This window comes from Rhodococcus sp. PvR044, assembly GCF_040548995.1.
Lineage (GTDB): Bacteria > Actinomycetota > Actinomycetes > Mycobacteriales > Mycobacteriaceae > Rhodococcus_G > Rhodococcus_G oryzae.
This window is the reverse complement of record NZ_JBEPSX010000003.1, coordinates 451,980-478,066: the sequence shown is the minus strand read 5'-3', so window position 1 is coordinate 478,066 and position 26,087 is coordinate 451,980. Positions and strand designations below refer to the sequence as shown.

At 70.8% G+C, this 26,087-nt stretch carries 28 protein-coding genes; 13 read left to right on the top strand and 15 right to left on the bottom strand.

What is annotated here, in order from left to right; genetic code table 11:
- Window positions 1-418 precede the first annotated feature (418 nt).
- The gene (locus tag ABIC28_RS10895; RefSeq protein ID WP_354578810.1) at window positions 419-1,564 is read left to right on the top strand and encodes an alkaline phosphatase family protein; all 1,146 of its coding nucleotides are present in this window, start codon (window positions 419-421) and stop codon (window positions 1,562-1,564) included.
- A 105-nt stretch (window positions 1,565-1,669) separates the two neighbouring features.
- Here ABIC28_RS10895 and ABIC28_RS10890 read toward each other — a convergent pair whose 3' ends face one another.
- The gene (locus ABIC28_RS10890) at window positions 1,670-2,758 is read right to left on the bottom strand and encodes a LacI family DNA-binding transcriptional regulator (protein ID WP_354578808.1); all 1,089 of its coding nucleotides are present in this window, start codon (window positions 2,756-2,758) and stop codon (window positions 1,670-1,672) included.
- Between the two features lie 86 nt (window positions 2,759-2,844).
- Between ABIC28_RS10890 and ABIC28_RS10885 the strand changes: the two genes are divergently transcribed.
- The 5 genes from ABIC28_RS10885 (at window position 2,845) to ABIC28_RS10865 (ending at window position 7,297) form a co-directional block, all read left to right on the top strand.
- On the top strand, window positions 2,845-3,921 hold the full coding sequence (locus tag ABIC28_RS10885) for a metal ABC transporter solute-binding protein, Zn/Mn family (protein ID WP_097212963.1): 1,077 nt from the start codon (window positions 2,845-2,847) through the stop codon (window positions 3,919-3,921).
- Window positions 3,922-4,001: 80 nt separating this feature from the next.
- Window positions 4,002-4,862 carry a metal ABC transporter ATP-binding protein gene (locus tag ABIC28_RS10880; protein ID WP_209927692.1) on the top strand — a complete coding sequence of 287 codons (861 nt, stop codon included), beginning with the start codon at window positions 4,002-4,004 and terminating at the stop codon, window positions 4,860-4,862.
- Window positions 4,859-5,737 carry a metal ABC transporter permease gene (locus ABIC28_RS10875; RefSeq protein ID WP_077042945.1) on the top strand — a complete coding sequence of 293 codons (879 nt, stop codon included), beginning with the start codon at window positions 4,859-4,861 and terminating at the stop codon, window positions 5,735-5,737. The genes ABIC28_RS10880 and ABIC28_RS10875 overlap by 4 nt, the downstream gene beginning before the upstream one ends.
- Window positions 5,738-5,927: 190 nt before the next feature.
- On the top strand, window positions 5,928-6,686 hold the full coding sequence (locus ABIC28_RS10870) for a LamB/YcsF family protein (protein WP_354578804.1): 759 nt from the start codon (window positions 5,928-5,930) through the stop codon (window positions 6,684-6,686).
- Window positions 6,686-7,297 carry a 5-oxoprolinase subunit B family protein gene (locus ABIC28_RS10865; RefSeq protein ID WP_354578802.1) on the top strand — a complete coding sequence of 204 codons (612 nt, stop codon included), beginning with the start codon at window positions 6,686-6,688 and terminating at the stop codon, window positions 7,295-7,297. Before ABIC28_RS10870 ends, ABIC28_RS10865 begins: the two co-directional genes overlap by 1 nt.
- A 72-nt stretch (window positions 7,298-7,369) precedes the next feature.
- Here ABIC28_RS10865 and ABIC28_RS10860 read toward each other — a convergent pair whose 3' ends face one another.
- A complete protein-coding gene (locus tag ABIC28_RS10860) occupies window positions 7,370-8,767 on the bottom strand; it encodes an MFS transporter (RefSeq protein ID WP_354578800.1) in 1,398 nt (465 codons plus the stop codon).
- Window positions 8,768-8,905: 138 nt separating this feature from the next.
- The gene (locus ABIC28_RS10855) at window positions 8,906-9,595 is read right to left on the bottom strand and encodes a ZIP family metal transporter (protein ID WP_097212958.1); all 690 of its coding nucleotides are present in this window, start codon (window positions 9,593-9,595) and stop codon (window positions 8,906-8,908) included.
- 45 nt (window positions 9,596-9,640) lie between these two features.
- Here ABIC28_RS10855 and ABIC28_RS10850 point away from each other — a divergent pair, with 45 nt between their 5' ends.
- On the top strand, window positions 9,641-10,522 hold the full coding sequence (locus tag ABIC28_RS10850; protein ID WP_179800628.1) for a 5-oxoprolinase subunit C family protein: 882 nt from the start codon (window positions 9,641-9,643) through the stop codon (window positions 10,520-10,522).
- On the opposite strand, the gene ABIC28_RS10845 is transcribed toward ABIC28_RS10850, so the two are convergent.
- From ABIC28_RS10845 to carD, 6 genes are read right to left on the bottom strand one after another with little or no spacing between them, the layout of a single operon-like run.
- Complete coding sequence (locus tag ABIC28_RS10845) at window positions 10,510-11,700, bottom strand: amidase (protein WP_354578797.1); 1,191 nt, start codon at window positions 11,698-11,700, stop codon at window positions 10,510-10,512. The two genes, ABIC28_RS10850 and ABIC28_RS10845, sit on opposite strands and share 13 nt — an antisense overlap.
- A 35-nt stretch (window positions 11,701-11,735) precedes the next feature.
- The gene (gene rlmB, locus ABIC28_RS10840; RefSeq protein WP_097212955.1) at window positions 11,736-12,722 is read right to left on the bottom strand and encodes a 23S rRNA (guanosine(2251)-2'-O)-methyltransferase RlmB; all 987 of its coding nucleotides are present in this window, start codon (window positions 12,720-12,722) and stop codon (window positions 11,736-11,738) included.
- The gene (gene cysS / locus ABIC28_RS10835; protein ID WP_354578795.1) at window positions 12,722-14,131 is read right to left on the bottom strand and encodes a cysteine--tRNA ligase; all 1,410 of its coding nucleotides are present in this window, start codon (window positions 14,129-14,131) and stop codon (window positions 12,722-12,724) included. The genes rlmB and cysS overlap by 1 nt, the downstream gene beginning before the upstream one ends.
- 11 nt (window positions 14,132-14,142) lie before the next feature.
- Window positions 14,143-14,619, bottom strand: a complete 477-nt coding sequence (ispF, locus tag ABIC28_RS10830) for a 2-C-methyl-D-erythritol 2,4-cyclodiphosphate synthase (protein WP_354578793.1) — start codon at window positions 14,617-14,619, stop codon at window positions 14,143-14,145.
- Between the two features lie 14 nt (window positions 14,620-14,633).
- Window positions 14,634-15,344 carry a 2-C-methyl-D-erythritol 4-phosphate cytidylyltransferase gene (gene ispD / locus ABIC28_RS10825; RefSeq protein ID WP_097212952.1) on the bottom strand — a complete coding sequence of 237 codons (711 nt, stop codon included), beginning with the start codon at window positions 15,342-15,344 and terminating at the stop codon, window positions 14,634-14,636.
- Window positions 15,345-15,347: 3 nt separating this feature from the next.
- A complete protein-coding gene (carD, locus tag ABIC28_RS10820) occupies window positions 15,348-15,836 on the bottom strand; it encodes an RNA polymerase-binding transcription factor CarD (protein WP_007528440.1) in 489 nt (162 codons plus the stop codon).
- Window positions 15,837-16,110: 274 nt separating this feature from the next.
- Here carD and ABIC28_RS10815 point away from each other — a divergent pair, with 274 nt between their 5' ends.
- Both ABIC28_RS10815 and radA read left to right on the top strand, forming a co-directional pair.
- The gene (locus tag ABIC28_RS10815; RefSeq protein ID WP_097212951.1) at window positions 16,111-16,722 is read left to right on the top strand and encodes a copper chaperone PCu(A)C domain-containing protein; all 612 of its coding nucleotides are present in this window, start codon (window positions 16,111-16,113) and stop codon (window positions 16,720-16,722) included.
- A gap of 142 nt (window positions 16,723-16,864) precedes the next feature.
- A complete protein-coding gene (gene radA, locus ABIC28_RS10810) occupies window positions 16,865-18,247 on the top strand; it encodes a DNA repair protein RadA (protein WP_209927702.1) in 1,383 nt (460 codons plus the stop codon).
- Window positions 18,248-18,253: 6 nt separating this feature from the next.
- On the opposite strand, the gene ABIC28_RS10805 is transcribed toward radA, so the two are convergent.
- Entirely contained in the window at window positions 18,254-18,814 is a 561-nt protein-coding gene (locus ABIC28_RS10805) for a PaaI family thioesterase (RefSeq protein ID WP_077042956.1), read from the bottom strand.
- 188 nt (window positions 18,815-19,002) lie between these two features.
- Between ABIC28_RS10805 and disA the strand changes: the two genes are divergently transcribed.
- Window positions 19,003-20,088 (top strand): DNA integrity scanning diadenylate cyclase DisA, encoded by a 1,086-nt coding sequence (gene disA / locus ABIC28_RS10800; RefSeq protein ID WP_097212949.1) that lies wholly within the window; start codon window positions 19,003-19,005, stop codon window positions 20,086-20,088.
- 22 nt (window positions 20,089-20,110) lie between these two features.
- On the opposite strand, the gene ABIC28_RS10795 is transcribed toward disA, so the two are convergent.
- Both ABIC28_RS10795 and ABIC28_RS10790 read right to left on the bottom strand, forming a co-directional pair.
- The gene (locus ABIC28_RS10795; RefSeq protein ID WP_354578788.1) at window positions 20,111-20,869 is read right to left on the bottom strand and encodes a hypothetical protein; all 759 of its coding nucleotides are present in this window, start codon (window positions 20,867-20,869) and stop codon (window positions 20,111-20,113) included.
- Window positions 20,870-20,926: 57 nt separating this feature from the next.
- On the bottom strand, window positions 20,927-21,553 hold the full coding sequence (locus tag ABIC28_RS10790; RefSeq protein ID WP_209927704.1) for a carbonic anhydrase: 627 nt from the start codon (window positions 21,551-21,553) through the stop codon (window positions 20,927-20,929).
- A gap of 80 nt (window positions 21,554-21,633) precedes the next feature.
- On the opposite strand from ABIC28_RS10790, the gene ABIC28_RS10785 reads away from it, so the two are divergent.
- The gene (locus ABIC28_RS10785; RefSeq protein WP_097212946.1) at window positions 21,634-22,503 is read left to right on the top strand and encodes an HhH-GPD family protein; all 870 of its coding nucleotides are present in this window, start codon (window positions 21,634-21,636) and stop codon (window positions 22,501-22,503) included.
- Window positions 22,504-22,523: 20 nt separating this feature from the next.
- Here ABIC28_RS10785 and ABIC28_RS10780 read toward each other — a convergent pair whose 3' ends face one another.
- From ABIC28_RS10780 to ABIC28_RS10770, 3 genes are all read right to left on the bottom strand, one after another.
- On the bottom strand, window positions 22,524-22,892 hold the full coding sequence (locus ABIC28_RS10780) for an Imm51 family immunity protein (protein ID WP_097212945.1): 369 nt from the start codon (window positions 22,890-22,892) through the stop codon (window positions 22,524-22,526).
- 68 nt (window positions 22,893-22,960) lie between these two features.
- On the bottom strand, window positions 22,961-23,725 hold the full coding sequence (locus tag ABIC28_RS10775) for an alpha/beta fold hydrolase (RefSeq protein ID WP_354578784.1): 765 nt from the start codon (window positions 23,723-23,725) through the stop codon (window positions 22,961-22,963).
- Window positions 23,726-23,775: 50 nt separating this feature from the next.
- Window positions 23,776-25,248: an MFS transporter gene (locus ABIC28_RS10770; RefSeq protein WP_354578782.1), complete on the bottom strand. Its 1,473-nt coding sequence runs from the start codon at window positions 25,246-25,248 to the stop codon at window positions 23,776-23,778.
- Between the two features lie 101 nt (window positions 25,249-25,349).
- On the opposite strand from ABIC28_RS10770, the gene ABIC28_RS10765 reads away from it, so the two are divergent.
- Both ABIC28_RS10765 and mhuD read left to right on the top strand, forming a co-directional pair.
- A complete protein-coding gene (locus ABIC28_RS10765) occupies window positions 25,350-25,742 on the top strand; it encodes a MarR family winged helix-turn-helix transcriptional regulator (RefSeq protein ID WP_077042964.1) in 393 nt (130 codons plus the stop codon).
- Between the two features lie 25 nt (window positions 25,743-25,767).
- Window positions 25,768-26,085, top strand: coding sequence for a mycobilin-forming heme oxygenase MhuD (mhuD, locus tag ABIC28_RS10760; protein WP_027500517.1), 318 nt, complete (start codon window positions 25,768-25,770; stop codon window positions 26,083-26,085).
- Window positions 26,086-26,087 lie beyond the last annotated feature (2 nt).

Sequence of the window (26,087 nt, the reverse complement as noted above, 5' to 3'; positions counted from 1 at the left end):
CCAATTGGAAAGAGTGAGTGTGGAGTACCAAAATATTGGCACTGACATTCATCGGCACACTGTTGAGTTCTCAAAGAACACGCACACACCATCACCACCAAGAAACTCGTTCTCGGCCGCTCCGGGGCAACTGTTCCAGCCTATCTCATCGAGCAGACCCGGTCAAAACCGGCCCCGCCCCAGTAAGAAGGCAGTGAAGCGCAGCCGACCGAAACCGGCTACAACTTCTAGGATTGTCTGGCGCCTGACGTCCAACCTCGTGTCCCGCGCCTCTCGGCCGGGTCGGTGTCCGTGTCGCTCTGACTCGACAAAAGTTACGCGAACAAGAACACAGCGTCAAATCGCCTGGTCAGCGCCATTCTTGGGAATTGGTTTCGCTTGCGCCCCTTCATTCGGAGGGCGCGGATAGCCTGGCGTCATGCTCCTCGCACCCCGTTATGGCCAGGCGACGCTGTCCGACCTCGTCCCCTCCGTGCTCGCTCACCTCGGCGTGACCGGCGAGACCGACCGGATCGGGCTCGACCTCTCGGGCGTCTCCCGCGTCTGCGTGCTGTTGATCGACGGACTCGGCGCCGAACTGCTGGCGTCACACCCCGAGGCGGCACCCTTTCTCTCCGCGAGACTCGGCCCCATCCTGACCGCGGGCTTCCCGACCACGACGGCGACCAGCCTCGCCTCGCTCGGCACGGGACTGCCCTCCGGACAGCACGGAGTGGTCGGCTACCTCATCCCCGCGGCCGGGCAGGACCGCTTGATGAATCCGCTGAAGTGGCGCCTGCACGGCGAGGGCCCCCGGGTGGACCTGCTCAAGGAATTGGTACCCGAGGAGTTCCAGCCGACGCCGACCGCTTTCGAGCGCGCCGCCGCGGCGGGCATCTCCGTATCCAGGGTGGCCCCGCCCTACCAGGGCGGTTCCGGACTGACCCGGGCCGCGCTGCGCGGCGGGGAGTTCCTGCCCAGCTTCTCGCTCGGCGACCTGGTCGACGCGTCGGCGAGTGCGCTCCGGCTGGGTTCTCGATCCCTTGTCTACGCCTATCACGGCGAATTGGACCTGACCGGGCATGCCAGGGGCCCGACCTCGGCCGCGTGGGCGCTGGAATTGGCGCAGGTCGACCTGATGGCACGCCAGCTCGCCGAGCGGCTGCCACGCGACGCCGCGCTGATCGTCACCGCCGACCACGGCATGGTCGAGGTGCGATCCCCCGTCGACATCGATACGTCCCCCGAACTGACGGAGGGCGTCCACCTGATCGGCGGCGAGCCCCGGGCCCGCCACGTCTATACAGACGACGGCGCCGCCGACCAGGTCGTCGCGTCCTGGCGGGACCGCCTCGGCGACGAATTCGCGGTGCTGACCCGCGCCGAGGCGATCGACAACGGCTGGTTCGGTCCGACCGTCTCCCCCGCAGCCACCGAACGGATCGGTGACGTGATCGCGATAGCCCGCGGATCGAGCGCGCTGATCCGAACCGGCGCCGAGCCGCTCCAGTCCATGCTCATCGGTCATCACGGATCACTGACCTCCGCCGAGCTCCACGTGCCGCTGCTGGTGTTCCGGGGGTAGTCGGACGGGGCCGGCACGAGCTCCGCTCTGGGGGGGGTACCCCTTGCGGCGCCACTGGATGGCCGGGTCTGGGCCACGCAGAACCTCGCCAGGTACTGAGCCCGGTCAGGCGGGCGGCGGCGCCGCGGTGTGACCGCGCACCAATTCGGTGTCGAGCATCTCGACGGTGGCCACACCGGAATGTGAGGGCGTCAGGAGCAGCGCCCCGGCCCGCCTGCCCTTTTCCTCCGCGGGCTGACGGACTGTGGTCAAGCCCTCGCGCAGCGCCTCGTCGACGCCGTCGAACCCGGTGATGGACAGCTGGCCGGGTACGTCGATGCCGCGCCACCGCGCAAAGTCCAGGGCACCGAGCGCCAACACATCTGTGGTGCACAGCAGCGCGGTGATCCGTGGATCGGTCGCGAGCGCCTGCTCGGCCGCCGAGTGACCGGACCGGGAGCTGTGCTCCGCGCGCTCGATGACGGTCAACGATCGCGGGTCCAGCCCGGCAGCGGCAAGGGCGTCGCGCACCCCGGCGATCCGTTCGCGCTGGACGTGGAAGTTCGGCGAATCGAGACGGTCGGCGCCCGCCACACCGTCCCGCTGGTCCCGGCCGAGCCGCATGCAGATCACGCCGATGTCCTTGTGCCCCAACGACAACAGATAGTCGGCGATCTTGCGCATCGCGCCGCGATCGTCGATCCCGACCAGCGACGCGCCCTCGATCTCGCGCGGCTGGTCACAGATCACCATCGGCAGGCGGCGCTCGAGGACCGCGGCCAGGTACGGGTCGTCGTCGGCCACGGAGTAGACGACGAAACCGTCCACGCCTGCCTGCTGAACCACGGCTGCGGACTGGACGTCGTCACGCCGCGGCCCGGCCGGGATCAGCAACAGTCCCTCCCCCGCCGCCTCGCAGGACTCGGCAAGACCGGCCAGGAAACTCATCGCGGCCGGATCCCGGAAGGAGTAGCTCAGCGCCTCCGTGAGCAGCAGGCCGACCGCGCCCGCCTTGCGGGTGCGCAGCGAGCGCGCGACCGGGTCCGGGCCGGGGTAACCGCGCCGCTTGGCCGCCTCGAACACCCGTTCGCGGAGTTCGGTCGAAAGCTGATCGGGCCGGTTGTAGGCGTTCGAGACCGTCGTACGGGAGACCTTGAGCTCCGCCGCCAGGGACGCCAGCGTCGCCTGACGGCGCGGATGACGGGACCTGGGCATAACGGGACGGTACGCAATGCCGCGAGTGACCGTCAGCACGCCCCCTCCAATGTACAACGGAAACGATTTCCATTAGTATCTAGGCCATGCCCAAGGGAGATCTGACGCCGCTCACCGCCCCGACCCGGCGCCGCTCGGCGTTCGCCATTGCCGGCCTGGCGCTCGTCGGGGCACTGACCCTCGCCGCCTGCTCGTCCGACCCGGACGCAGGCGCGGGCACCCCGCTCGCCGATGGGCAGCGCGCCAACATCGTCGCCTCCACCGACGTCTGGGGCTCGGTGGCCGCGGCCGTCGCGGGCGACCGGGCCGACGTCACCTCGATCATCGACGACGCGTTCGCCGACCCTCACTCGTTCGAGGCCAGCCCCCGGGACGCCGCCGCCATCACCGATGCCGACCTGGTCGTCTACAACGGCGGCGGCTACGACGAGTTCATCGACGACGTCCTCGCAGGCACGCCGGGCAAGCGGACCGTCGACGCGTTCGCCCTGTACGGCACCGATACCGACCTGCACGGCGACCACGATCACGTGGTCGAGGAGGCTGCCGCCCCGGCAGGCGCCACCACCGCCCCCGCGGAACCCGCTGCCGCCGAGCACGACTCGCACGACGGCCACGACCACGACAACGGCGGCGTGAACGAACACGTCTGGTACGACATCCCGACCGTGGACGCTGTCGCCAAGCAGATCGCCGCCGAACTCGGCACGATCGACCCCACCAACGCCGCCGCATACACCGCCAACGCGGCGACCTTCCACGAACAACTGCACGCCGTCACGGCCATCACGGATTCGATCGCCGCCGCGCATCCACAGGCACCGGTCGCGCAGACCGAGCCGATCGCGCACTACCTGCTGGTGGCGACCGACCTCAGGGACGAGACGCCGCAGGACTTCACGAAGGCCATCGAGGACGGCAACGACCCGCCGCCCGCGGCCGTCGCCGCGACGCGGGATCTGCTCGCCGACAAGAAGGTGAAGGTCCTGGTCTACAACAGCCAGACGCAGGACAAGGCGACCCAGAACATCCGTGAGGCCGCCGAATCGGCGGGCATCCCCGTCGTCGAAGTCACAGAGACCCTGCCAGACGGGTTCGACTACATTCAGTGGCAGACCCGCACCGCCGAATCGCTCGCTGCGGCCTTGAACGCCGCCCACTGAGAAACCGCGCGCCGAAGAAGAATCCACCGGTCACGCGTGCCGGCAACGAGCCGCGTGACAACCAGACCCGGAATGGCCCCGTGACCCACCCTGCCCCCGACGCACCGAGCGTCAGCCGAACACCCGCCGTCGAACTGAGAGGCGCCCGGCTGGCCTACGGCGACCGCACGCTGTGGTCCGGACTGGACCTGAGCGTCGAGCAGGGCGAGTTCATCGCGGTCCTCGGGCCCAACGGGTCCGGCAAGACCTCACTCCTGAAGGTCCTGCTCGGCCAGCTCCCGCTGTCCGAGGGCACCGCCACGATCGCGGGAACGCCTGCCCGGACCGGGAACTCCCACGTCGGATACGTGCCGCAGCAGAAGACGATGGACGAGGGCCTGCCGCTGCGCGGGCGCGACCTGGTCGGGCTCGGCGTGGACGGTCACCGCTGGGGCACCGGGTTCCGCTCCCGCCGTTCCCGCCGGACCATCGTCGACGACGCCATCGACCAGGTGGGCGCCCGGGCCTTCGCCGATGCGCCGGTCGGCTCGCTGTCCGGCGGCGAGCAGCAGCGACTGCGAGTCGCCCAGGCTCTGGTCGGCGATCCCAAGGTGCTGCTCTGCGACGAGCCGTTGCTCAGCCTGGACCTGGCCAACCAGCACCGGGTCTCCGACCTGATCAACCAGCGCCGGCTGGGCCACGACACGGCCGTGCTGTTCGTCACCCACGAGATCAACCCGATCCTGCCGCTGGTCGACCGGGTGCTGTACCTGGTCGACGGGCGGTTCCGGATCGGGACGGCCGCCGAGGTGATGACCTCGGAGGTGCTCTCCGAGCTGTACCAGACGGACGTCGAGGTGCTGCATGTGCGCGGACGGCTGGTCGTCGTCGGCACCGGCGACGCCATCGACGCGCTCGGTTCCACGGGCGCCGACGGAATCCACCACGAGGCGCACGAATGAACGAGAAGCTCGCAGACACGTTTTCGAAGATGTTCGACTGGCAGGCCACCATCGACCTGCTGCAGTACGACTTCGTGCAGCAGGCCCTGCTCGCCGCGGCCATCCTCGGCCTGCTCGCGGGTGCGATCGGTCCGCTGATCATCAGCAGGCAGATGTCGTTCGCGGTGCACGGAACCAGCGAGCTGTCGCTGACCGGCGCCTCCGCCGCGCTGCTGGCCGGGATCAGCGTCGGACTCGGCGCCATCGTCGGCTCGGTGTTCGCCGCCGTGCTGTTCGCACTGCTCGGATCCAAAGTGCGCGAACGGGACTCGGTGATCGGCGTGGTCCTCTCGTTCGGCCTCGGCCTGTCCGTGCTGTTCATGTGGCTGTACCCGGGGCGCACCGGCACCAGCTTCTCGCTGCTGGTCGGCCAGATCGTCGGGGTGGGCAACAGCGGCCTGCAGCTGCTGCTGGTGTGCGCGGTGCTGGTGCTGGCGGTGCTGGTCGTGGTGTACCGGCCGCTGCTGTTCGCGAGCACCGATCCGGACGTCGCGCGGGCCCGCGGCGTTCCGGTCCGAGCTCTGTCCATCGTGTTCGCGGTGCTGGTCGGCGTCGCCGCGGCGCTCGGCGTGCAGATCGTCGGCGCGCTGCTGGTGCTCTCGCTGCTGATCACGCCCGCGGCCGCCGCGGCCAGGATCACCTCGAGCCCGCTCCGGACGACGCTGTTCTCGATCCTGTTCGCCGAGATCGCCGCGGTCGGCGGCATCCTGCTGTCGCTGGCCCCTGGCGTGCCGGTGTCCAGCTTCGTCACCACCATCTCGTTCGTGATCTACCTGGCCTGCCGGGCGATCGGGTCGCGTCGCGGCAGCACCGGACGGGTCGCGGTCCCGGCCTGAATCCGCGCCGCGGCCAGTGCCTCGTGCTCGAGTCCATTGATGGTTGCCGGGGATCCGCGTGGATGCATCGCAAGGCGGAGAAGTCCCAGGTAGCGGTGTTCTACCTGAGACTCCGACAACGCAGCAAGGCGCCGCGTGGGCCCCGGCAACCGCAAGAAGACCTCGGGCACGCGGCACTAGGATTCGAGGCGTGGCATCCATCGATCTCAACAGCGACCTCGGCGAGAGCTTCGGCGCCTGGCGGCTCGGCGACGACGAGGCCATGCTTGCCCTGGTGACCAGCGCGAATGTCGCGTGCGGGTTTCACGCGGGTGATCCGACCACGCTGCTGAACACCTGCCGGTCCGCGGCGAAGCGGACCGTGCGGATCGGAGCGCAGGTCGGCTATCGGGACCTGGCCGGATTCGGACGCCGTTTCATCGACATCGCCCCCACGGACCTGACCGCGGACGTGATCTATCAGATCGGCGGCCTAGACGCCCTCGCGCAGACCGTCGGCTCCGCCGTCGGCTACGTCAAACCCCATGGCGCCCTGTACAACGCGATCGTGCACCACCGCGAGCAGGCCCGCGCCGTCGTCGCGGCCGTCGTCGCGTACGACCCCACCCTCCCGGTGCTCGGGCTGCCGGGTTCGGTCTTCCTGGCGGAGGCGGAGGCCGCCGGCCTGCGCACCGTGGCAGAGGCATTCGCCGACCGCGGCTACACCCCGACCGGCGAGCTGGTGCCCCGCGGACTGCCGGGCGCGATGCTCTCGGACCCGGAGTCCGTCGCCGCGCGGGTGTTGCGGATGGTCGAGCACGCGGAGATCGAGGCCGTCGACGGCACCGTCCTCGCCTCGCCTGCCGAATCCGTCTGCGTGCACGGGGATTCGCCGTCCGCGGTCGCGATGGCCGCCGCCATCCGCGCCCGACTCGACGACGCGGGCGTCCGCGTGGAGCCCTTCGTCTGATGCGCCTGCTGGACGCCGGCGACGGCGGGGTGCTCGCCGAGTTCGACGACCTGGACGCCGTCGTCGCGCACTATCGAGCGCTGGACGCGAACCGCCCGGCGGGCGTCGTCGACCTGGTCCCGGCCGCCCGGACGATACTGGTGCGGTTCGACCCCGGTCGCACCGATCGAGCCCACATCGGGCGCTGGCTGCGCGAGACCGGGCCGGAGTCCGGAACCTACGCGGAGACCGGTGCGCTGGTGCGGATTCCCGTTCACTACGACGGACCGGACCTGGCCGCGGTCGGTGATCTGACGGGCCTCGGTCCGGACGGCGTCGTCGCGGCGCACACGGGCAGTGATTGGACCGTCGCCTTCGCCGGGTTCGCCCCCGGGTTCGGGTACCTCGTCGGTGGCGATTCCCGGCTGCGGGTGCCCCGCCGGGACGACCCCCGCACCGAGGTGCCCGCGGGCGCGGTCGGGCTGGCGGGCGAGTTCTCCGGCGTCTACCCCCGGAAGTCGCCGGGCGGCTGGCAGCTGATCGGCCACACCACCGAGCAGATGTGGGACGCCGACAGCGAGCCGCCCGCGCTGCTCCGACCAGGGGACACGGTTCGGTTCGTCGCGGTCTGAGCGGTTCGCCGAGTGTGCACCTGTAAACCCGTCCACTCGGCCGATGCACCAGCAGGTGCACACTCGGCGGGGTCAGGGGCGCGGCCGCGTGCTGCGCCAGGCGGTCAGCACACCGGCGGCGGCGAACGCGGCGAAGAACCCGAACAACAGCCTGGCCGAATCCGCCATCGTCCCGCCGAGATTGACCAGGACGCCCGCCGACGCCGAGCCCACCGCATTGGAGACCAACTGCACGGTGTTGATCGCGGCGGCCGCCTTCCCGCCCTCGACCTCGTCGTGCTCGGCGCCCATCGCGAAGGTCGACAGGTGCGGCCACGCCATGCCGATGCCCGCGCCGCCCAGCACCAGCGCCGCGACCCAGATCCCGATCACCCACGCCGTCGCGCCCTCCCGCTGGGTCGCCGCGGCGACGAGGAACCCGATCGTCACCAAGGCGGGACCGGCGACGACCAGGACGCGCACCGTCGACCTGCGCGAAGCACCGGCGCTGGATATCTCGCCCAGGGTCCAGCCGACGGCGAGCGCGGCCCCCAGGAAACCCGCCGCCAGGGGTTCGAGGCCGCCGAGCCGCTGACCGAACAGCGGCACGAAGGTCTCGGCGGTCGACGCGACCGCCAGCAGTGCGAACGTCGCGTAGGTCCACTTCAGGGTGTTGCCGGGGGTGAACGTCGCCGCGGGGAGCACCCTGGTGCCCGCGTGGCGCTCGTGCGCGACGAAGGCGACCAGCAGCGCGACGCCCGCGACCACGCCAAGCGCGGTGAGCGCCACGTTCGTCGCGATGCCCGCCACGCTCACCAGCAGCGCCGCCGCGGACAGCAGCAGCATCGACATGGCAGGCACGCCGACCCGGGGCCCCTCGATCCGCTCCCCCGTGATGTACCGGGGCACGATCGCCGCGATGCCTGCCGCCAGGACCGCGAGCACGACAAACGCCAGCCGCCAGGCCCCGAACTGGGCGAACACCCCACCCAGGGCGGGACCAACGAACGTCCCGACGCCCCACATCCCGGAGACCAGCGCCGAGGCGCGGGCCCACAGATGCTGCGGCAGCGTGGACCGGATCAACGCGTAGCCCAGTCCGCTGAGCAGCCCGCCGCCGAAGCCCTGCAAGCCACGGCCCGCCAGCAACGCGAACATGTCGGGCGCGGCGGCGCACACCACCGTGCCCGCCGCGAACAGCCCGATCGCGGCGAGATAGGCGCCCCGCGGCCCCGCGACCGCGAGCAGCCTGCTCACCAGGACCGCCGAGATCACCGAGGCGACAAGGAAAATCGTGGTGGCCCACGCGTAGAACCGCGCTCCCCCGATCTCGTCGACCGCAGAGGGGAGCAGGCTGGTGGTCAGGTAGATGTTGATCGCATACAGCGCGACGCCGCCTGCCAGCACCACCATCGGCCCGAGGTAGTCGGCGCCGAGCAGCTGCCGCCAGCCGCGGTCGAGCCGAGTGGTCGAGGTGTCGGTCGGCGCCATGACAACCAGGCTAAAACCTCAAGTTCAGTCGAGGTCAAGGCGGGCGGCCCGTCGAGTGTGCAGTTGCCGGGGCATCGCCCGAGTAGCTGCGCCGGCAGCTGCACACTCGTCGGACGGGGGGGTGCGGGCAGCCGGGTGCTAGCCGCCGAGCGCGAACGCGACGAGGAAGCCGAGCGCGGTGGACAGCCCGACCCACCAACCGCCCTCCCGATACGCCTCCGGCATCAGCGAATCCGCGAGCACCGCGATCGTCGCGCCGCCCGCGAACGCCTGGATCACCGCGATCTGCCGATCCGGGATGGCGTCGGCGGCCGCATTCGCGGCGATCACGACCAGCACCAGCACGACCGCGGTCACCGTCCACAGCAGAATTGCCCGGCGGCGGTTGAAGTTCGGCTGCTTGCGCATCGACGCCGCGCCCGCGACCGCCTCGGGCACATTGCCGACCGCGACCGCGACCAGCAGCACGAGGCCGCCACCCGCGCTCAGCGAGACACCGAGCGCGGTGTTCTCCGGAATGCCGTCGAGCAGCGTGCCGAGCATCAGCGCCCAGCCGAGCGCGGCGGGGCCGAGCTTGTTCTCGATGAGGTGATCGGACACCACGTAGACGAGCGCGCCCGCCATCAGGGCGGTTCCTGCGATCAGCACGCCCTCGGCCTCGAAGGCCGGCTGGAACAGCTCTGTGGACACCGCCGCCACCATGGTGCCCGCGCCGAACGCCATCAGGGCCGCCAGCAGTGGGCGCGGCAGGTCGTAGCGAAGCCCGACGATCGCCCCGATGAGCAGCGGGACTGCGGTTCCCAGCCCGTACAGGGCGGCAGTGACCATCCGGCGATCGTACTGTCGCGGCCGGGGATGGGCGACAATCGTCGGGTGGCTTGGCTCGAGGTGTTGCGCACCGGGGCACTGACCACGGTCCAGGACCGTGGCAGGCCCGGATTCGCCGCGCTCGGGGTCGGCGCGTCGGGGGCCGCCGATCGCGGATCCCACGACAGCGCAAACCGATTGGTGGGCAACGACCCCGGCGCCGCGACCCTGGAGGTGACGCTCGGCGGGCTCGCGGTCCGAGCGCACGGCGACCTGACCGTCGCGGTCACCGGAGCCCGGGTCCCGTTGTCGGTCAACCACACCCCGAGCGCGGACTACAGCGCGGTACACCTGTCCGACGGCGACGTGCTGGCCCTCGGCAACGCCACCGACGGCCTGCGCTGCTACCTCGCCGTGCGCGGCGGGGTGGACGCCCCGCCGACGCTCGGCAGTCGCGCCACCGACACGCTCGCCGGGCTCGGCCCGGAGCCGGTGCGGGCAGGCGACCGGCTGGCCGTCGGCGAACTGAGCTCGGACTGGCCTGCCGACGAGATCATCCCGCCGCCCCCTGCGAACCCGTCCCCCGCTCGGCTGCGGGTTCGGCTCGGGCCGCGATCGGAACTCTTCGAGACCGCCGCCGTCGACACGCTGTTCGGCCAGCCGTGGACGGTGTCGACGGACAGCAACCGGGTGGGCGCGCGGCTGAAGGGCGCCGAGCCGCTGCGGCGCCGGGACACCACCGAGCTGGCGAGCGAGGGAATGGTGCCGGGTTCGCTGCAGGTGCCGAGCGGCGGACAGCCGGTGCTGTTCCTGGCGGACCATCCCGTGACCGGCGGCTATCCGGTGATCGCGGTGGTCATCGATGCCGACCTGGGCGTGGCCGCGCAGCTGGTGCCGGGCGCACAGGTGCGATTCGAGCGGGCGGGCAGGTCGACTCAGCCGGGCTGAAGAGCGGGCACCAGAGCGGGGGCCAGCCGCAGCAGGTCGAGGTCGCGTCCGCGCGGCCCGAGGATGCACAACCCGACGGGGACGCCGTCGGCTGTCGGCAGCGGCACGCTCACCGCGCACCGGCCGCTCAGACCCGCGATGCAGGTCAGCTCCAGGGTGGTGGCGCGAGTGCCCTCGATCACCGGGCCGCCGAGCGTTGCGTCCGCCCGGGTCGGCGCCACCGATGACGCGGACGGCAGCACAAGCAGGTCGTCGCCGAGCCATCGGTCGAGTCCGTCGCGGATCTGCCGCATCCGGGTGACGGCACGGTCCCGCTGCGCGTCGGTGTAGCCGGCCGCCGTCTCGAACCGTGAGCCGACGTCCTGGCCGAGGCTGTCGCGATGCCGGGATATCCATGAACCGTGCGCCCGCCACGCCTCCCACCCCTGCACCGTGCGGAAGACCTCGGCCCAGCCGGGCAGCACGCTCGCGTCGAAGGCGCTCCGCTCGATCGGCGGGAGGTCGCCCGCGCCTCGCCACAGTGCCACCGCGCCGTCGATCGCGTCGCGCACCTGCGGCGAGGCCAGCCCGATGAGCTCGTCGGACACGACCGCCCGCGCGAACCCGCGCTCGGGGGTGTCGGGCAGCAGCACCTGCCCGACCATCAGCAGCGTGTCCGGGTCGCGCGTCAGCCACCCGACGGTGTCGAAGGTCGGCGCAAGCGGGAGCAGGCCGTCGGCGCGGACGACGCCGTGCGTGGGACGGATCCCGAACAGCCCCTGGTAGGAGGCGGGGACGCGGATCGAGCCGCCGGTGTCGGTGCCGAGCCCGATGGTGGCATCGCCGAGCGCGACCGCCGCGGCCGGTCCCGCGCTGGACCCGCCGGGAATCCGGTCCGGCGCGCTCGGATTCGGCGGGGTCCCGTAGTGGGGGTTGGTGCCCGCCAGGCTGTAGGCGAACTCGTCGGTTCGCGCGATCCCGGCGATCGCCGCACCCGCCTCCAGCAGGGCGGCGACGACGGGCGCCGTCGACATTGCCGGTCGGGATTCGGCGAGCCACTGCTCGTTGCCGGCCCCGACCGGGTACCCGGCGACGTCGAACAGTTCCTTGACCGCGACGGTCATCCCGTCAAGGGGTCCCCGCCCGGTCGGCGGGGACAGGGGCGTGCCGAATTCCCGCCACACGGTCGGGTCGACCACGGAAACCTCCTGGTCAGGCACTGTGGCGGAGCCGCCTATCGCCTCCGCTGCCGGGCGATGTCGGCGAGCACGACGCCCGCGGCGACCGAGGCGTTGAGCGACTCGACCGGGCCCGCCATCGGGATGCTGAGGATGGAGTCGCAGGACTCGCGGACCAAACGGGACAGGCCCTTGCCCTCCGAGCCGACGACCACGACAACCGGCCCGGTGCCGTCGTACTCGTCGAGGGTGGTGTCGCCCCCGGCATCGAGGCCGACGATCTGCACGCCCTTGGCCGCCCAGTCCTTCAGCGTCCGGGTCAGGTTGGTGGCCTGCGCGATCGGCAGCCGGGCCGCCGCGCCCGCGCTGGTGCGCCACGCGACCGCGGTGACGCTGGCGCTGCGGCGCTGCGGGATGACCACGCCGTGACCGCCGAACGCCGCCACCGAACGCACCACGGCGCCCAGGTTGCGCGGGTCGGTGATGTTGTCGAGCGCCACCAGCAGCGCGGGCTCCTGGTGCTTGCGCGCCTCGGCGATGAGGTCGTCCGGGTGCGCGTACCGGTACGGGGGCACCTGAAGGGCGACGCCCTGGTGCAACCCGTTGGCGCTCATCCGGTCCAGGTCCGTGCGCGGGACCTCGAGGATCGAGATACCCGCCTCGGCCGCCAACTGCACGCTCTCGGTGAGCCGCTCGTCACTCTCGGTGCCGACCGCGACGTACAGCGCGGTCGCGGGCACACCCGCCCGCAGGCACTCCACGACCGGGTTGCGGCCCAACACGTTCTCGGGTCCGGCGTCGCCCTTGCGCGGCGAACCGCCGCGGCCGCGCGGCGCGCTGCCACCGGTGCGGCCACTCGCGTCGGCGGCGCGGGCCGCCGCCCTGGCCCGCTTGGCGGCGGGGTGCTTGGTGCGCTCGACCGCGGGCGGGGTGGCCCCGCGCCCCTCGAGGCTGCGCCTGCCCTTGCCTCCGGAGCCCGCGACCTGGCCCTTCTTGGTGCCGGTCTTGCGGATCGCGCCGCGCCTGCTCGAATTGCCTGCCATTACAGTCCCGCTTCGTTGTGGTTCGTCTTGAGGGACCACTCGGGCCCGCTCGGTGTGTCGGTGACCTCGACGCCCGCCGCGGCGAGCCGGTCCCGGATCTCATCGGCGGCGGCCCAGTCCTTGTCCGCCTTCGCCTTCTGGCGCGCATCGAGATTCGCGCGCACCAGAACATCGAGCGCCGCGTGAGCCGCCGAGCCGTCATCGGGATCGGCCGCCCAGTGCGGGTCGAGAGGGTCCACCCCGAGGATGCCCATCATGGCCCGCACCTGACCGGCGATCTCCAACGCCGCGGTCAGGTCGCCGGCATCGAGTGCCTTGTTGCCCTCGGTCTTGCTGCCGTGGATCTCGGCCAGCGCCTTCGGCACCGCAAGGTCGTCGTCGAGCGCGGCCGCGAACCCCTCGGTCCACTTGCCGACCGGGATCTCACCCGCCCGCTCGCGGGTCTTGAGAATGAAGGCCTCCAGGCCGCGGTAGGACTCGGCGGCCACCTCGAGCGCGTGGTCCGAGTACTCGAGCATGGAGCGGTAGTGCGCTCCGCCCAGGTAGTACCGGAGCTCTTGCGGCCGAACCTTCTTCAGCACGTTCGGCACCGACAGCACGTTGCCGAGCGACTTCGACATCTTCTCGCCGCCCATGGTGACCCAGCCGTTGTGCAGCCAGTACCGGGCGAACCCGTCGCCCGCCGCCCGGCTCTGCGCCATCTCGTTCTCGTGGTGCGGGAACACCAGGTCCAGGCCGCCGCAGTGGATGTCGAACTCGGCACCCAGGTAGGCCTCCGCCATCGCCGAGCACTCCAGGTGCCAGCCCGGACGTCCGCGCCCCCACGGCGTCGGCCAGGACGGCTCCCCCGGCTTCTCGGCCTTCCACAGCGTGAAGTCCCGCGGGTCGCGCTTGCCCGCGGCCGCGCTCTCGCCCTGGTGCACGTCGTCGAGCTTGTGCCCGGACAGCGCGCCGTACGGCGCGTAGCTGCGCACGTCGAAGTACACGTCACCCGCGGCGGCGTACGCGTGGCCCGCGTCGATCAGGCGCTGCATCATGTCGACCATCTGGGTGACGTGGCCGGTCGCGCGGGGCTCCGCCGAGGGCGGCAGCACGCCGAGCCGGTCGTAGGCCCAGTCGAAGGCGCGCTCGTAGGTCGCCGCCCACTCCCACCACGGCCGCCCGGCATCGGCTGCCTTGTTCAGGATCTTGTCGTCGATGTCGGTGACGTTCCGGATGAACGCGACGTCGTAGTCGTGCGCGAGCAGCCAGCGCCGGAGCACGTCGAACGCGACGCCGCTGCGCACATGGCCGATGTGCGGCTCGCCCTGGACGGTCGCACCACAGAGATAGATCGACGCGTGTCCGGGGGCCAGCGGAACGAAGTCACGCAGGGCCCGCGTCTCGGTGTCGAATAGGCGCAGGGTCACGACGTGCGATCTTACCGGCCCGAACCGGTGTCAAGTACCAGCGTGGTCGCGACGGCCGCGATGCCCTCGCCCCGGCCGGTGAGCCCGAGACCGTCGGTGGTCGTCGCGGAGACGGAGACGGGAGCCCCGAGCACCTCGGAGAGCACGTCCTGCGCCTCCACCCGGCGCGGACCGATCTTGGGACGATTCCCGATCACCTGGACCGCGGCGTTGCCGATCCGCAGGCCGTCGGCCTCGATCAGCCTGCGCACCTCGGTCAGGAGCACCGCACCGCTGGCCCCGTCCCATTCCGGCCTTCCGGTGCCGAACACCGAGCCGAGGTCGCCCAGTCCCGCGGCCGACAACAGCGCGTCGCACAGCGCGTGCGCGGCGACGTCGCCGTCGGAGTGCCCGGCGCAGCCGTCCTCGTCCACGAACAACAGCCCGGCGATCCAGCACGGCCTGCCGACCTCGATCGGATGGACGTCGGTGCCGATTCCCACTCGCACGGTTGCCCGGCTCCCTACTGCTCGATCGGTTCGTCGTTCGCCAGCGCCCTGGCCAGCGCCAGGTCCAGCGGGGTGGTGATCTTGAAAGCCAGCGGATCCCCGACGATGGTCCGGACCCGCCCGCCGATCCGTTCGACCAGGCCCGCGTCGTCGGTGGCAAGTGAGTCGGCGGCCGCGTAGGCGCGCCGCAGCAGATCCGCGGTGAATCCCTGCGGCGTCTGCACGGCTCGCAGCTCGGAGCGTTCCGGGGTGCCGGTCACCGCACCGAGCAGGTCAACCGTCTTGATGGTGTCGGAGACCGGCAGCGCGGGCACCACCGCGTCGCGGCCGGCACGCAGCTCCGCCACGACGCGGGCGATCAGGGGCGGCGGGGTCAGGGCCCGGGCAGCATCGTGCACGAGCAGCAGGTCCGCGTCCTCGGCGGCCGCGAGCCCCGCACGCACCGAGTCGGTCCGTTCGGCGCCGCCTGCGACGACGTCGACGCCCTCGGGCAGCTCCGCGCGCACCGAATCGATCCGGTCCGCGGGGACGATCACCACGACACGGTCGACGACACCGGACTCGATCAGTCCTTCGACGGCGAGCCGGAGCATAGAGACACCGCGCACCGTGACGAACGCCTTCGGGATGCCCTCCCCGAGGCGCTCCCCGCGCCCGGCAGCGGGCACCAAAGCAATGACCCGGCCTCCGCTGCGCACTTCGGCCGGGTCAGTGACGTTGTTCATGTGTCAGGACGCTGCTGCGAGAACCTCGTCGAGGATGATCTCGGCCTTGGCGTCGTCGGTGCCCTCGGCGAGCGCGAGCTCACCGACGAGGATCTGACGTGCCTTGGCGAGCATCCGCTTCTCGCCCGCGGACAGACCGCGGTCCTGCTCACGACGCCACAGGTCGCGGACGACCTCGGCAACCTTGTTCACATCGCCGGAGGCGAGCTTCTCGAGGTTGGCCTTGTACCGGCGCGACCAGTTGGTCGGCTCCTCGGTGTGCGGCGCGCGCAGCACCTGGAAGACCTTGTCCAGGCCTTCCTGCCCGACAACATCACGGACACCGACGTACTCGGCGTTGTCCGCGGGGACCCGGACGGTCAGGTCGCCCTGAGCGACCTTGAGAACGAGATATTCCTTTTGTTCACCCTTGATGGTGCGAGTTTCGATTGCCTCGATCAGCGCCGCTCCGTGGTGGGGGTATACGACGGTGTCTCCGACCTTAAAAATCATCTGTCCCGTGCCCCTTTCGATCTTCACAGTTTAACACGGGGTCTGGCGGCGCAGCTTCCAACGGCCCTGGTCAGGGGCACAGAGGGGTGACCGGAGGGGTTGACAGCCGGACCTGAACGTGCATCCAGTGGGGCCCAAACCGACCATCTGGCCTCAGGTTTCGGCGTCGCGAACCCCGCCGCGAAGCCCCGAAGGACGACCCCGGGACCCGGTCCGCAGACCTGACTACTACTCTGCCTAGTGGAGTACGACCCGACGCCGTGGAGGACAACCCGTGACAGCCCTGAATGCGCCGACTCGACGAGTCGCGACCGCCGTTGCCCTGGCCGCAGCCGCGGCGATCTCGCTGTCCGCCTGCAGCGCGGGCCAGATCACCCAGACCGCAACCCAGGTTGCGGCCGTGAACGGCAACTACGCCAACCAGGGTGATATCTCCCTGCGCAACGTGCACATCCTGTACCCCGACAGCGAGGAGTACAGCCTCGAGCCCGGCGGAAAGGCCGCTCTCGCGTTCACCGCGGTGAACAACAACGAGGAGAAGGCCGACCGCCTGACCAAGATCACCACCGATGCGGCCGACTCGGTCACCATCGCGGGCGAGGTCGGCGGCCGGATCATCAAGCCGCAGACCTCCCTCGGCGCAGGCACCCGCGCCGCGACCATCCTCGACAACCCCGAGGACCCCACCCAGCTGGTCCTGGTGGTGCTCAACGACATCAACGAGGGCGTCTACCCCGGCCTGACCGTCCCGATCACCTTCAGCTTCGAGCGCGCGGGCGACATCGTCGTCTCGGTGCCGGTCGATGCGGGGCCGAGGACCGAGCGCCACGAGTCGGACAAGTCCGGCAACGCGGGTGCCGAGCCCCTCGGCAGCGGCGGACACTAGTCCCCACGGTTCGACGAGAACGGCCCCGACGCTCAGCGTCGGGGCCGTTCTCGTCGTTGCGGCACAGCACATTTCGACCCGAACGACACTCCGGCCGCGACACTCCGGCCGGAGTGTCGGACCCCACCCCTAGGCTGCGGTGGTGGCCAAACCCAAATCGAGCTTTCGCTGCTCGTCCTGTCAGCACTCGATGGCCAAATGGGTCGGCCGCTGCCCCGACTGCGGGTCATGGGGCTCGATCGAGGAGGTGGCGGTACTCGCCGCCGTCGCGAGCAGGCCGGGCGCCACCGCCGCCCGCGGGGTGTCCATGGTGCCGACCTCCCCGGCGACCCCGATCTCTCAGATCAACGGCACCTCCACCAGGGCCAAACCCACGGGTGTGTCCGAGCTCGATCGGGTGCTCGGCGGCGGCCTGGTCCCCGGTTCGGTGGTGCTGCTCGCAGGCGAGCCCGGCGTCGGCAAGTCGACCCTGCTCCTCGAGGTCGTGCACCGGTGGGCGCAGCGCGACCCGCAGGACCGCGCCCTCTACGTCACCGGCGAGGAGTCGGCCGGGCAGGTCCGGCTCAGGGCCGACCGGACCAACTCCGTGCACGAGCGGGTGTTCCTGGCCGCCGAGTCGGACCTGGCCACCGTGTTCGGGCACGTCGAGCAGGTCCGCCCGACACTCCTGATCGTGGACTCGGTGCAGACCATGCTCGCCGCCGATGTCGAGGGCGTGGTCGGCGGCGTCACCCAGGTCCGCGCCATCACCAGCGCGCTCACCTCGCTGGCGAAGTCCAGCGGCATCCCGGTACTGCTGATCGGACACGTCACCAAGGACGGTGCGGTGGCCGGGCCGCGCGCCCTGGAGCACCTGGTGGACGTGGTGCTGCACTTCGAGGGCGACAAGCACTCCACCCTGCGCATGGTGCGGGGCGTCAAGAACCGCTTCGGCGCGGCCGACGAGGTGGGCTGCTTCGAACTGCGCGAGGACGGCATCGAATGCGTCAGCGACCCGTCCGGGCTCTTCCTGCACCACCGCGACGACACCGTCCCCGGCACCGCCGTCACCGTCACCATGGACGGCAAGCGCCCGCTGCTCGGCGAGGTGCAGGCCCTCGTCGCGACCTCGCACAACCCCTCGCCCCGGCGCGCGGTCAGCGGCATGGACTCGGCGCGGGTGTCGATGGTGCTGGCCGTGCTCGAACGGCGCTGCGGGGTCAAGGTCTCCGACAAGGAGGTGTACGCGGCGACGGTCGGCGGAATGCGGCTGACCGAACCGTCCGCGGACCTGGCCCTTGCCGTCGCGGTGGCGTCCGCGTTCAAGGACGCGGCGCTGCCGCCGGGGGTGGTGGTGCTCGGTGAGGTCGGGCTGGCGGGCGAGGTGCGCCGCGTCACCGGCGTCGAGCGGCGGCTCGCCGAGGCGAAGCGGCTCGGCTTCACCCACGCGGTGGTGCCCCGCGACTCCGGGACACCGCCGCCGGGGATGCGGGCCACCGAGGTCACCAATCTCGGCGAGGCCCTGCGGGTGCTGCCCCGGGGCTGAGCGGGCCTACAGCGAGGAGGACGTGCCGAACGGCGAGGTCGCGTCGCCGTCCACGAAGTCCTGCATCGGCGCGAAGTGCTCGGGCTTGATGGTCAGGAACAGCCCGCGCGAGGTGGCGACGATGTCGTCACCGGCGGTCGGTCCCTCGACGATCCGGGCCTCGGCGGTGGTGTAGACCTTGCGCCGGACCATGCCGTCGATCCGGGCGCGGAACTCGAGCACCGATCCGAGCGGGATCGGCTTCGCGAAATCGATCTCCAGGTGACCGGTGACCACGGGGCCGCCGAGCACCATGCAGGCCATGCCCTGGACCTCGTCGAAGGCGACGGACAGGATGCCGCCGTGGATCACCCCTGGTCCGCCCTGGTATCGGTTCGCCACGGTCAGCCGGCCGGACACCTCGAGGCCCTCACCCGCGGTGAAGGTCATCGCCATCCCGGCGGGCTGGTCGTCGCCGCAACCGAAGCACTTGGACCAGTGCTGCGGGAGGGCACCGCCCGGCGCGGGGAAGAAGTCGGGGCGGATCGGCAAAACGAGATCATCGGGCAAGGTCCAGGTACTACTCACAGCTAACAAAGTATCGGTTCGCCGATCGCGGTCCCGATGCGGCCCTGGCCGGTCCCGCACCGGCGCGTCCGGCCCCGGGGAGGCCGCCGCCTCTCCCCCGCTGGGTAACCTGGACGCGAAGCGACGGCGGATCGACCGACTCCGCCCGGCGATGAGGCGCCGCGCACCGCGAGCGAGGGGGGACGGCAATGGACGACGCCACGCCGTCTGCCACCGTCCGCGAGACGATCGCTCGGCTGGCGCCGGGGACCGAGCTCCGCGACGGCCTGGAACGGATCATGCGCGGCCGTACCGGCGCCCTGATCGTGCTCGGCTACGACGCCGAGATCGAGGAACTCTGCGACGGCGGCTTCGAGCTGGACGTCGAATTCGCGCCGACCCGGCTGCGGGAACTCTCCAAGATGGACGGGGCCGTGGTGTTGTCCACCGACGGCACCCGCATCGTGCGGGCCAACGTGCAGCTGGTCCCCGATTACAAGATCCCGACCGTGGAATCCGGCACCCGGCACCGCGCGGCGGAGCGGACCGCGATCCAGACCGGCTACCCGGTGGTCTCGGTGAGCCAGTCGATGAGCATCGTCAGCGTGTACGTCGGCGGTATCCGGCACGTGCTCGAGGGCTCGCCGACCATCCTGTCGAGGGCGAACCAGGCCGTCGCGACGCTCGAGCGGTACAAATCCAGGCTCAACCAGGTCACCAACCAGCTCTCCGTCGTGGAGATCGAGGACTTCGTGACCCTGCGCGACGCCCTCACCGTCGCGCAGCGGCTCGAGATGGTGCGCCGCGTGTCGGTGGAGATCGAGCGCGACGTGCTCGAGCTCGGCACCGACGGCAGGCAGCTCGCCCTGCAGCTGGAGGAACTGGTCGGCGACAACGACATCGCCCGTCAGCTGGTTGCCCGCGACTACCTGGCAGGCCAGGGCCAGGCCCCGACCGAGGCCGTCGAGCGAACCCTCGCGGCGCTCGACAAGCTCACCGACGCGGACCTGCTCGACCTGACCACGCTGGCCCGCGCCTACGGTTACCCGGCGACGATCGAGGCGCTCGAGGCGCCGATGAGCCCACGCGGCTACCGGGTGCTGACCCGGGTGCCGCGCCTGCAGTTCCACCAGATCCACCGGCTGGTCGGATCGTTCGGCACCCTGCAGGGCCTGCTCGCCGCGACCGCGGCCGACCTGCAGTCAGTGGAGGGCATCGGCGGGCTGTGGGCCCGGCACATCAGGGAGGGCCTGTCCCGCCTCGCCGAGACCTCGATCTCCGGCCCGTTCGACTGACCGCGAACCGCGCGGAGCGGCGTCAGCTGATGTTGAACGGCTCCGGGGTGCTGCGCAGCGCGCCGAGCTGGCCGACGACCGTGTAGGCGCCGGCACCGACCGGGTTGCGCGGGGCGGTGCAGCCGGGTTCGGACGTGGCGCCCGACCACTTGACCGTGAACGCGGCCTGCTCGCCGGGCTTGAGGGAGCGGATGTCCGGCGCCGTGTTGGGGAAGCAGTCGGTGTTCGACCAGATCCGCTGCTGCCCGTCCAGGCTGTAGACCAGCACCTGCTGCATGCCCGCGCCGAGATCGCGCTCGCAGGTCGCGGAGCCGATGTTGGTGACCACGATGCCGAACTGCGGCTCCTGGCCCGCCGGATAGTTCGGCTGGTTCGAGCTGGCCTTGATGGCCAGCGACTGGTCGGGGCACTGGCCCGCGGGGACCGTTGCCGACGAGGACGCCGCCGCCCCACCCGAGACGGACCCGGACACCGCGGTGTCGCCGCCCGAACCGCCGGATCCCGAACCGGACGCGGAAGCCTCACCGGATCCGGATCCGGAACCGGAACCGGAACCGGACCCGCCCGCGTCGCCCGCGGAACTGGGCGCCGCCTGGCCGGACGAGGTACTGCTCTGCGAGCTGCTGGCGGCGGCGGCCTCGGCCTCCGGGTCGTCGCCGCCGCCACCGAGCGACGTCACGATCCAGACAAAGAGGATGAGCGCGACCACACCCGCCCCGATTGCGAGCGCGCGTCGTCGCCAGTAGATCTCGGGGGGCAGCGGCCCGTTTGGTTCCAACACAGAACCCACGTTAGGTCCCCGGGCCCGGGCGGACCTCCACCAGCCCCGGCGTGTCGCTCAGTCGGCAACCTCTCCGATGTCGCCGACGGAGGCCTGCAGCTTCACGCGACCGTCGGAGAGCTTGTATGTGACGCCGACGATGGCGCAGGATCCCCGCTCCACTCGGTCCGCGATGATCCGGGATCGCTGCATGAGCAGGCTGCCGGTCTCGACGACGTGCCGGGCCTCGAGCTCGTCGATCTCCTTGAGGCCCTCGTTGCGGCCCATGAGGATCGACGGCGCGACCCGCTCGACGACGTCGCGGATGAAGCCGTTCGGGATCGCCCCCTTGTCGAGCGCGTCGAGGGTCGCCTTGACCGCGCCGCAGCTGTCGTGGCCGAGGACCACGATCAGCGGCACGTTGAGGATCTCGACCGCGTACTCGATGGAACCGAGCACGGAGCTGTCGATGACGTGGCCGGCTGTGCGCACCACGAACATGTCGCCGAGGCCTTGGTCGAAGATGATCTCCGCGGCGACGCGCGAGTCACCGCAACCGAACAGCACCGCCGTTGGGTGCTGTCCGTCGACGAGTTTCGCCCGGTCGGCGATGCCCTGGCTGGGGTGCAGCGAGGTGTCGTTCACGAAGCGGTCGTTACCCTGCTTCAGTGCCTTCCAGGCCGAGATGGGGTTCGAGTTGGGCATGTCAGCCATTGTGCACCCGGTACTTTCTGCGTTTCGTTCGCCACCTGGCAAAACTGTGAAATGGGAGGTGTGAAGTTCAAGTGAACACCTCCGCACTGATCGCGTGGTACGAGCGTCAGGCCCGGGACCTGCCGTGGAGGCGCGAGGGCGTCACCGCGTGGCAGATCCTGATGAGCGAGATCATGTTGCAGCAGACGCCGGTGGTCCGCGTCGCGCCGATCTGGGAGCAGTGGGTGGCGCGCTGGCCGGTGCCCTCGTTGATGGCCGCGTCGAGCCAGGGCGAGGTGCTGCGTGCCTGGGGCAAGCTCGGCTACCCGCGCCGGGCCCTGCGGCTGCACGAGTGCGCACGGGTGCTGGCCGCCGAACACGGCGACGAGGTACCCGACGACGTGGAGATCCTGCTCGGCCTGCCGGGAATCGGCGCGTACACCGCGCGCGCGGTGGCTTGTTTCGCCTACGGGCAGCGGGTCCCGGTGGTGGACACCAACGTCCGGCGCGTGGTGGCAAGGGCCGTGCACGGCGCCGCCGAGCCCGGCAATCCGTCGACCACTCGCGACCTCGCCGATGTCGACGCGCTACTCCCGCGGACCAGGGCGAGGGCCGCGGTGTTCTCGGCCGCGCTGATGGAGCTGGGCGCGACCGTGTGCACCGCGCGCAATGCCGACTGCGACCGCTGCCCGCTGACCGACTGCGCGTGGGTCGGCGCGGGTCGCCCGGCCCACACCGGGCCCGCGCGCAAGGTGCAGAAGTTCGCGGGCACCGATCGCCAGGTCCGCGGCCGCTTGCTGGACGTGCTGCGGGAGACGCATGCGCCGGTCGAACGGGCGCGGCTCGACCAGGCGTGGCTGACGGACCCCGCGCAGCGGGACCGGGCGCTGGACTCGCTTCTCGTGGACGGGCTGGTCGAGCAGACCGAGGACGGGATGTTCGCCCTCGCAGGGGAAGCCTGACGGCAGTCGCGGGGCCCGGACTAGTCGTCGTCGACGCCGAGTTCGACGGCGCGGGTCAGCGCGGCGTCGAGGGCGTCCGCGTCCAGCACCAGAGTGTGCAGGGTCCGCGCCGCGACGAGCAGTGCATCGAGATCGTTCCCGTAGACGCTCACCATGCCTGCCTCCGGATCGAAGCCGACCGCGCCGAGGGCGGCAGGGGCTCGGTCGGTGAGCACCGCTCGAAGGGCACCGGCGAACTCGTACCCGGAGCCCTCGATGCCGTGCGCCTCCAGCGCGGACCGGTGCTGGTGATACTCCGGGCCGCCGGGCGAGTAGATGATGCTGGAACTGTTGTCGCCGGAGACGAGAAGAACCGGGCGGAGGGCATCGAAATCACTGGGTGTCGCCATGCCGAGACCGTACCCAGGCGGTGCGACAGTGCGCCGCGGCGTCTGGCCACAGACGCCCGGGGCCTCGTTCACCGACCGGTCGCGCGAACGGGCAACTCCTCGAGGAACGCCTCCACCGCAGCGCGGTACTCGACCGGCCGATCGTCGTGCACCAGGTGACCGGCACCCGCGACCAATTCGTAACGCGTCTCCGATTCCCTTGCCGTGTCGGCCATTGCGCGCATCTGCCCGGCCGGGGTGATGGTGAACTCGCCCTCAAGCAGCAGGGCCGGTGCCCGGACCGCGGACCACTGCGCCCAGAAGTCGCGGGTCCCCCACTCCTCGGAGATGTCCCGCCACACCGGCACCTCGCCGTGCAGATGGAAACCGTCGGACCGCTCCTCGAAGGAATCCATGAAGTACTGCGCCGCAACGGGTCCGAAGAAGTCGATCATGTGCTCGCGGTCGCGGAACGGCTGCGGCCAGGACCCGATCATCTCGGCCCAGTCGCGCGCGGTGCGCCCCTGGAAGTCGGGCGCCATGTCCTCGACGACGAGCGCGCTGACGCGGTCGGGGTGCGCGGCGGCGAAGCACCAGGCGTGCAGCCCGCCCATCGAATGTCCGATCACCACCATCGGCTCGGTGATCGGCGTCAGTGCGTCCGTGAGGTCCTCGACGAATGCCTCGGTGGTCAGTTCGGCGGGGGCTGGCCTGCCGTGCCCGGCCGCGTCGAAGGTGTAGACGTGCCCGTACTCGCGCAGCCACGGCACGTGCCTGCGCCAGGTCCTGGCGCTGCCCATCAGTCCGTGGAGCAACAGAATCGGCCGACCGGTCCCACCCTCGTCATGCAGCACGGCACCGAGGCTATCCCGGTGCCGTGCTGCCTCGCGGTCGGTGTGCCCGGTCAGGCCTGGCTCGTCTCCGGCACGGCCGAGTAGCGGCGCCCGCGGATCAGCGGCCAGACGGTGATCGCCAGCCCGAGCAGCGCAACGCCGGTGACCAGGATCAGGCCGGGGCGGAACTGCTCGAAGCTCGCGGTGCCCGCCCCGGTGTGCGAACCGGCAGTGACCAGCGCGGTGGTCAGCGCGAGCACCAGCGCCGCGCCGACCTGCATCGACGTCTGGACCAGACCCGAGGCCAGGCCCTGCTCGGAGTCGTCGACGCCCGAGGTGGCCTGGGCCATGATCGAGGTGAAGCCGAACGTGAATCCGAGACCGAGCAGGATCACGCTGGGCAGGATGGCGACCGCGTAGTTCGGCTGGTCGCTGCCCACGAACAGGAACCACAGGTAGCCCAGGCTCAGCGAGCCGAGCGCGGCGATGATCATCCGCGGCGTGCCGAACCGGTCGACGAGACGTCCCACGAACGGCGAACCGAACGCGACGATCAGTCCGGCCGGGAGCAGCGCCATCGCCATCTTCAGCGGCGACCAGCCGAGCCCGGACTGCAGGAAGATCGTCACCATGAACTGGAAGCTCAGGTAGGAACCGAACAACGCGATGATGCTCAGGTTGGCCCGCACGATCGCGCCCACCCTGAGGATGCTCAACCGGACGAGCGGATGCGCAATTCGCCTCTCCACCAAGACGAACGAGGCCAGCAGGACCGCCGCGAGCGCGAAGAGTCCGAGCGTGAGCGGATCAGCCCAACCCCGTGCGGGCGCGGAGACAACGGTGTAGACGGCGAGCATCATGCCCGCGACCAGGGTGACCGCGCCCACCAGATCGTGCCCGCCGGTGTCGGCAGGCCGGTCCCGCGGGATGAGGACGACGGCGGCGACGAGGGTTGCGACGGCGAACGGCACCGGCATCAGGAACGTCCACCGCCAGCCGGCGCTGGTGAGCAGTCCGCCGAGGATCAGCCCCGACGAGTAGCCGCTGGCACCGAACACGGAGAAGATGGACAGCGCCCGGTTGCGGGCAGGCCCCTCCTTGAAGGTGGTGGTCAGGATCGACATCGCGGTCGGCGCGGTGAAGGCCGCGGCGAGGCCCTTCACGAAGCGGGTCACGATGAGCAGGGTGCCGTTGTCGACGAGCCCGCCGACCAGCGAGGCGACGGCGAAGACCGCCAACGCCACCAGGAAGACGTTGCGCCTGCCGAGCAGGTCGGCGGTGCGGCCACCCAGCAGCAGCAGGCCGCCGAAGCCGAGCACGTAGCCGTTGATGATCCACTGCAGTGAGGTGGTGTCCAGGCCGAGTTCGGTGCCGATCGAGGGCAGCGCGACGCCCACCATCGAGACGTCGAGCCCATCGAGGAACATCACGACGCACAGCACCGCGAGGATCCCCCAGAGGCGGGCCGTCCATGCCTGCCCTGCGGCAGGAGCGGTCGAACCCGGCGAGGCGGTGAGGTTCGGAGTGGTTTCGGTGATAGTCACGTCGAGGACTGTATGTGCATGTGCAATCAATGCGCAAGCACTAATTTCGTTAACATTTAATTCGCTTGCATCAATCGGTGGACGGGAACTAGGATGCGGCCATGACGTCAGAAGCTGAGCTCCGCGGCACCTGGCGAGCGCTGCTCGACCGGTACAACGGCATCGCGTGCGACCTCGATCGCCAGATGCAGAACGCGCACGGCCTGAGCATGAGCGACTTCGAGACCCTCGACCGCCTGATGAGCGTCACCTGCAAGCACCCACGGATGCAGGAGCTCGCCGCGGACATGTACCTGAGCCCGAGCGCCCTCTCCCGGAGCGTCGCGCGGCTGGAGAAGGCGGGGCTGGTCGCACGGTCGCTGTGCGAATCGGATCGTCGCGGGGTTTTCGTCGACGTCACCGATGCCGGCCGCGCGGTCCACGCCGACGCGGGCAAGATCCAATTGGCCGTGCTGACCGAGCATCTCGCGGAACCCGACACCACCGGCGCCTGACCGCGAGCGGAGTACGCTCGCCCGCATGGCAGTCGTGAAGATCAATGCAATCGAGGTTCCCGAGGGCGCAGGCCCCGAGCTGGAGAAGCGCTTCGCGAACCGCGCGCACGCGGTCGAGAACTCCCCCGGCTTCCTCGGCTTCCAGTTGCTGCGTCCCGTCAAGGGCGACGAGCGCTACTTCGTCGTGACGCAGTGGGAATCCGAGGAGGCCTTCAAGGCGTGGTCCGACGGCCCGGCCCGGGCCGCGCACTCGGGTGAGCGCGCCAAGCCGGTGGCAACCGGTGCATCCCTGCTCGAGTTCGAGGTCGTGCTCGACGTGGCCGCCGCGGCGAAGGACGCCTGAGC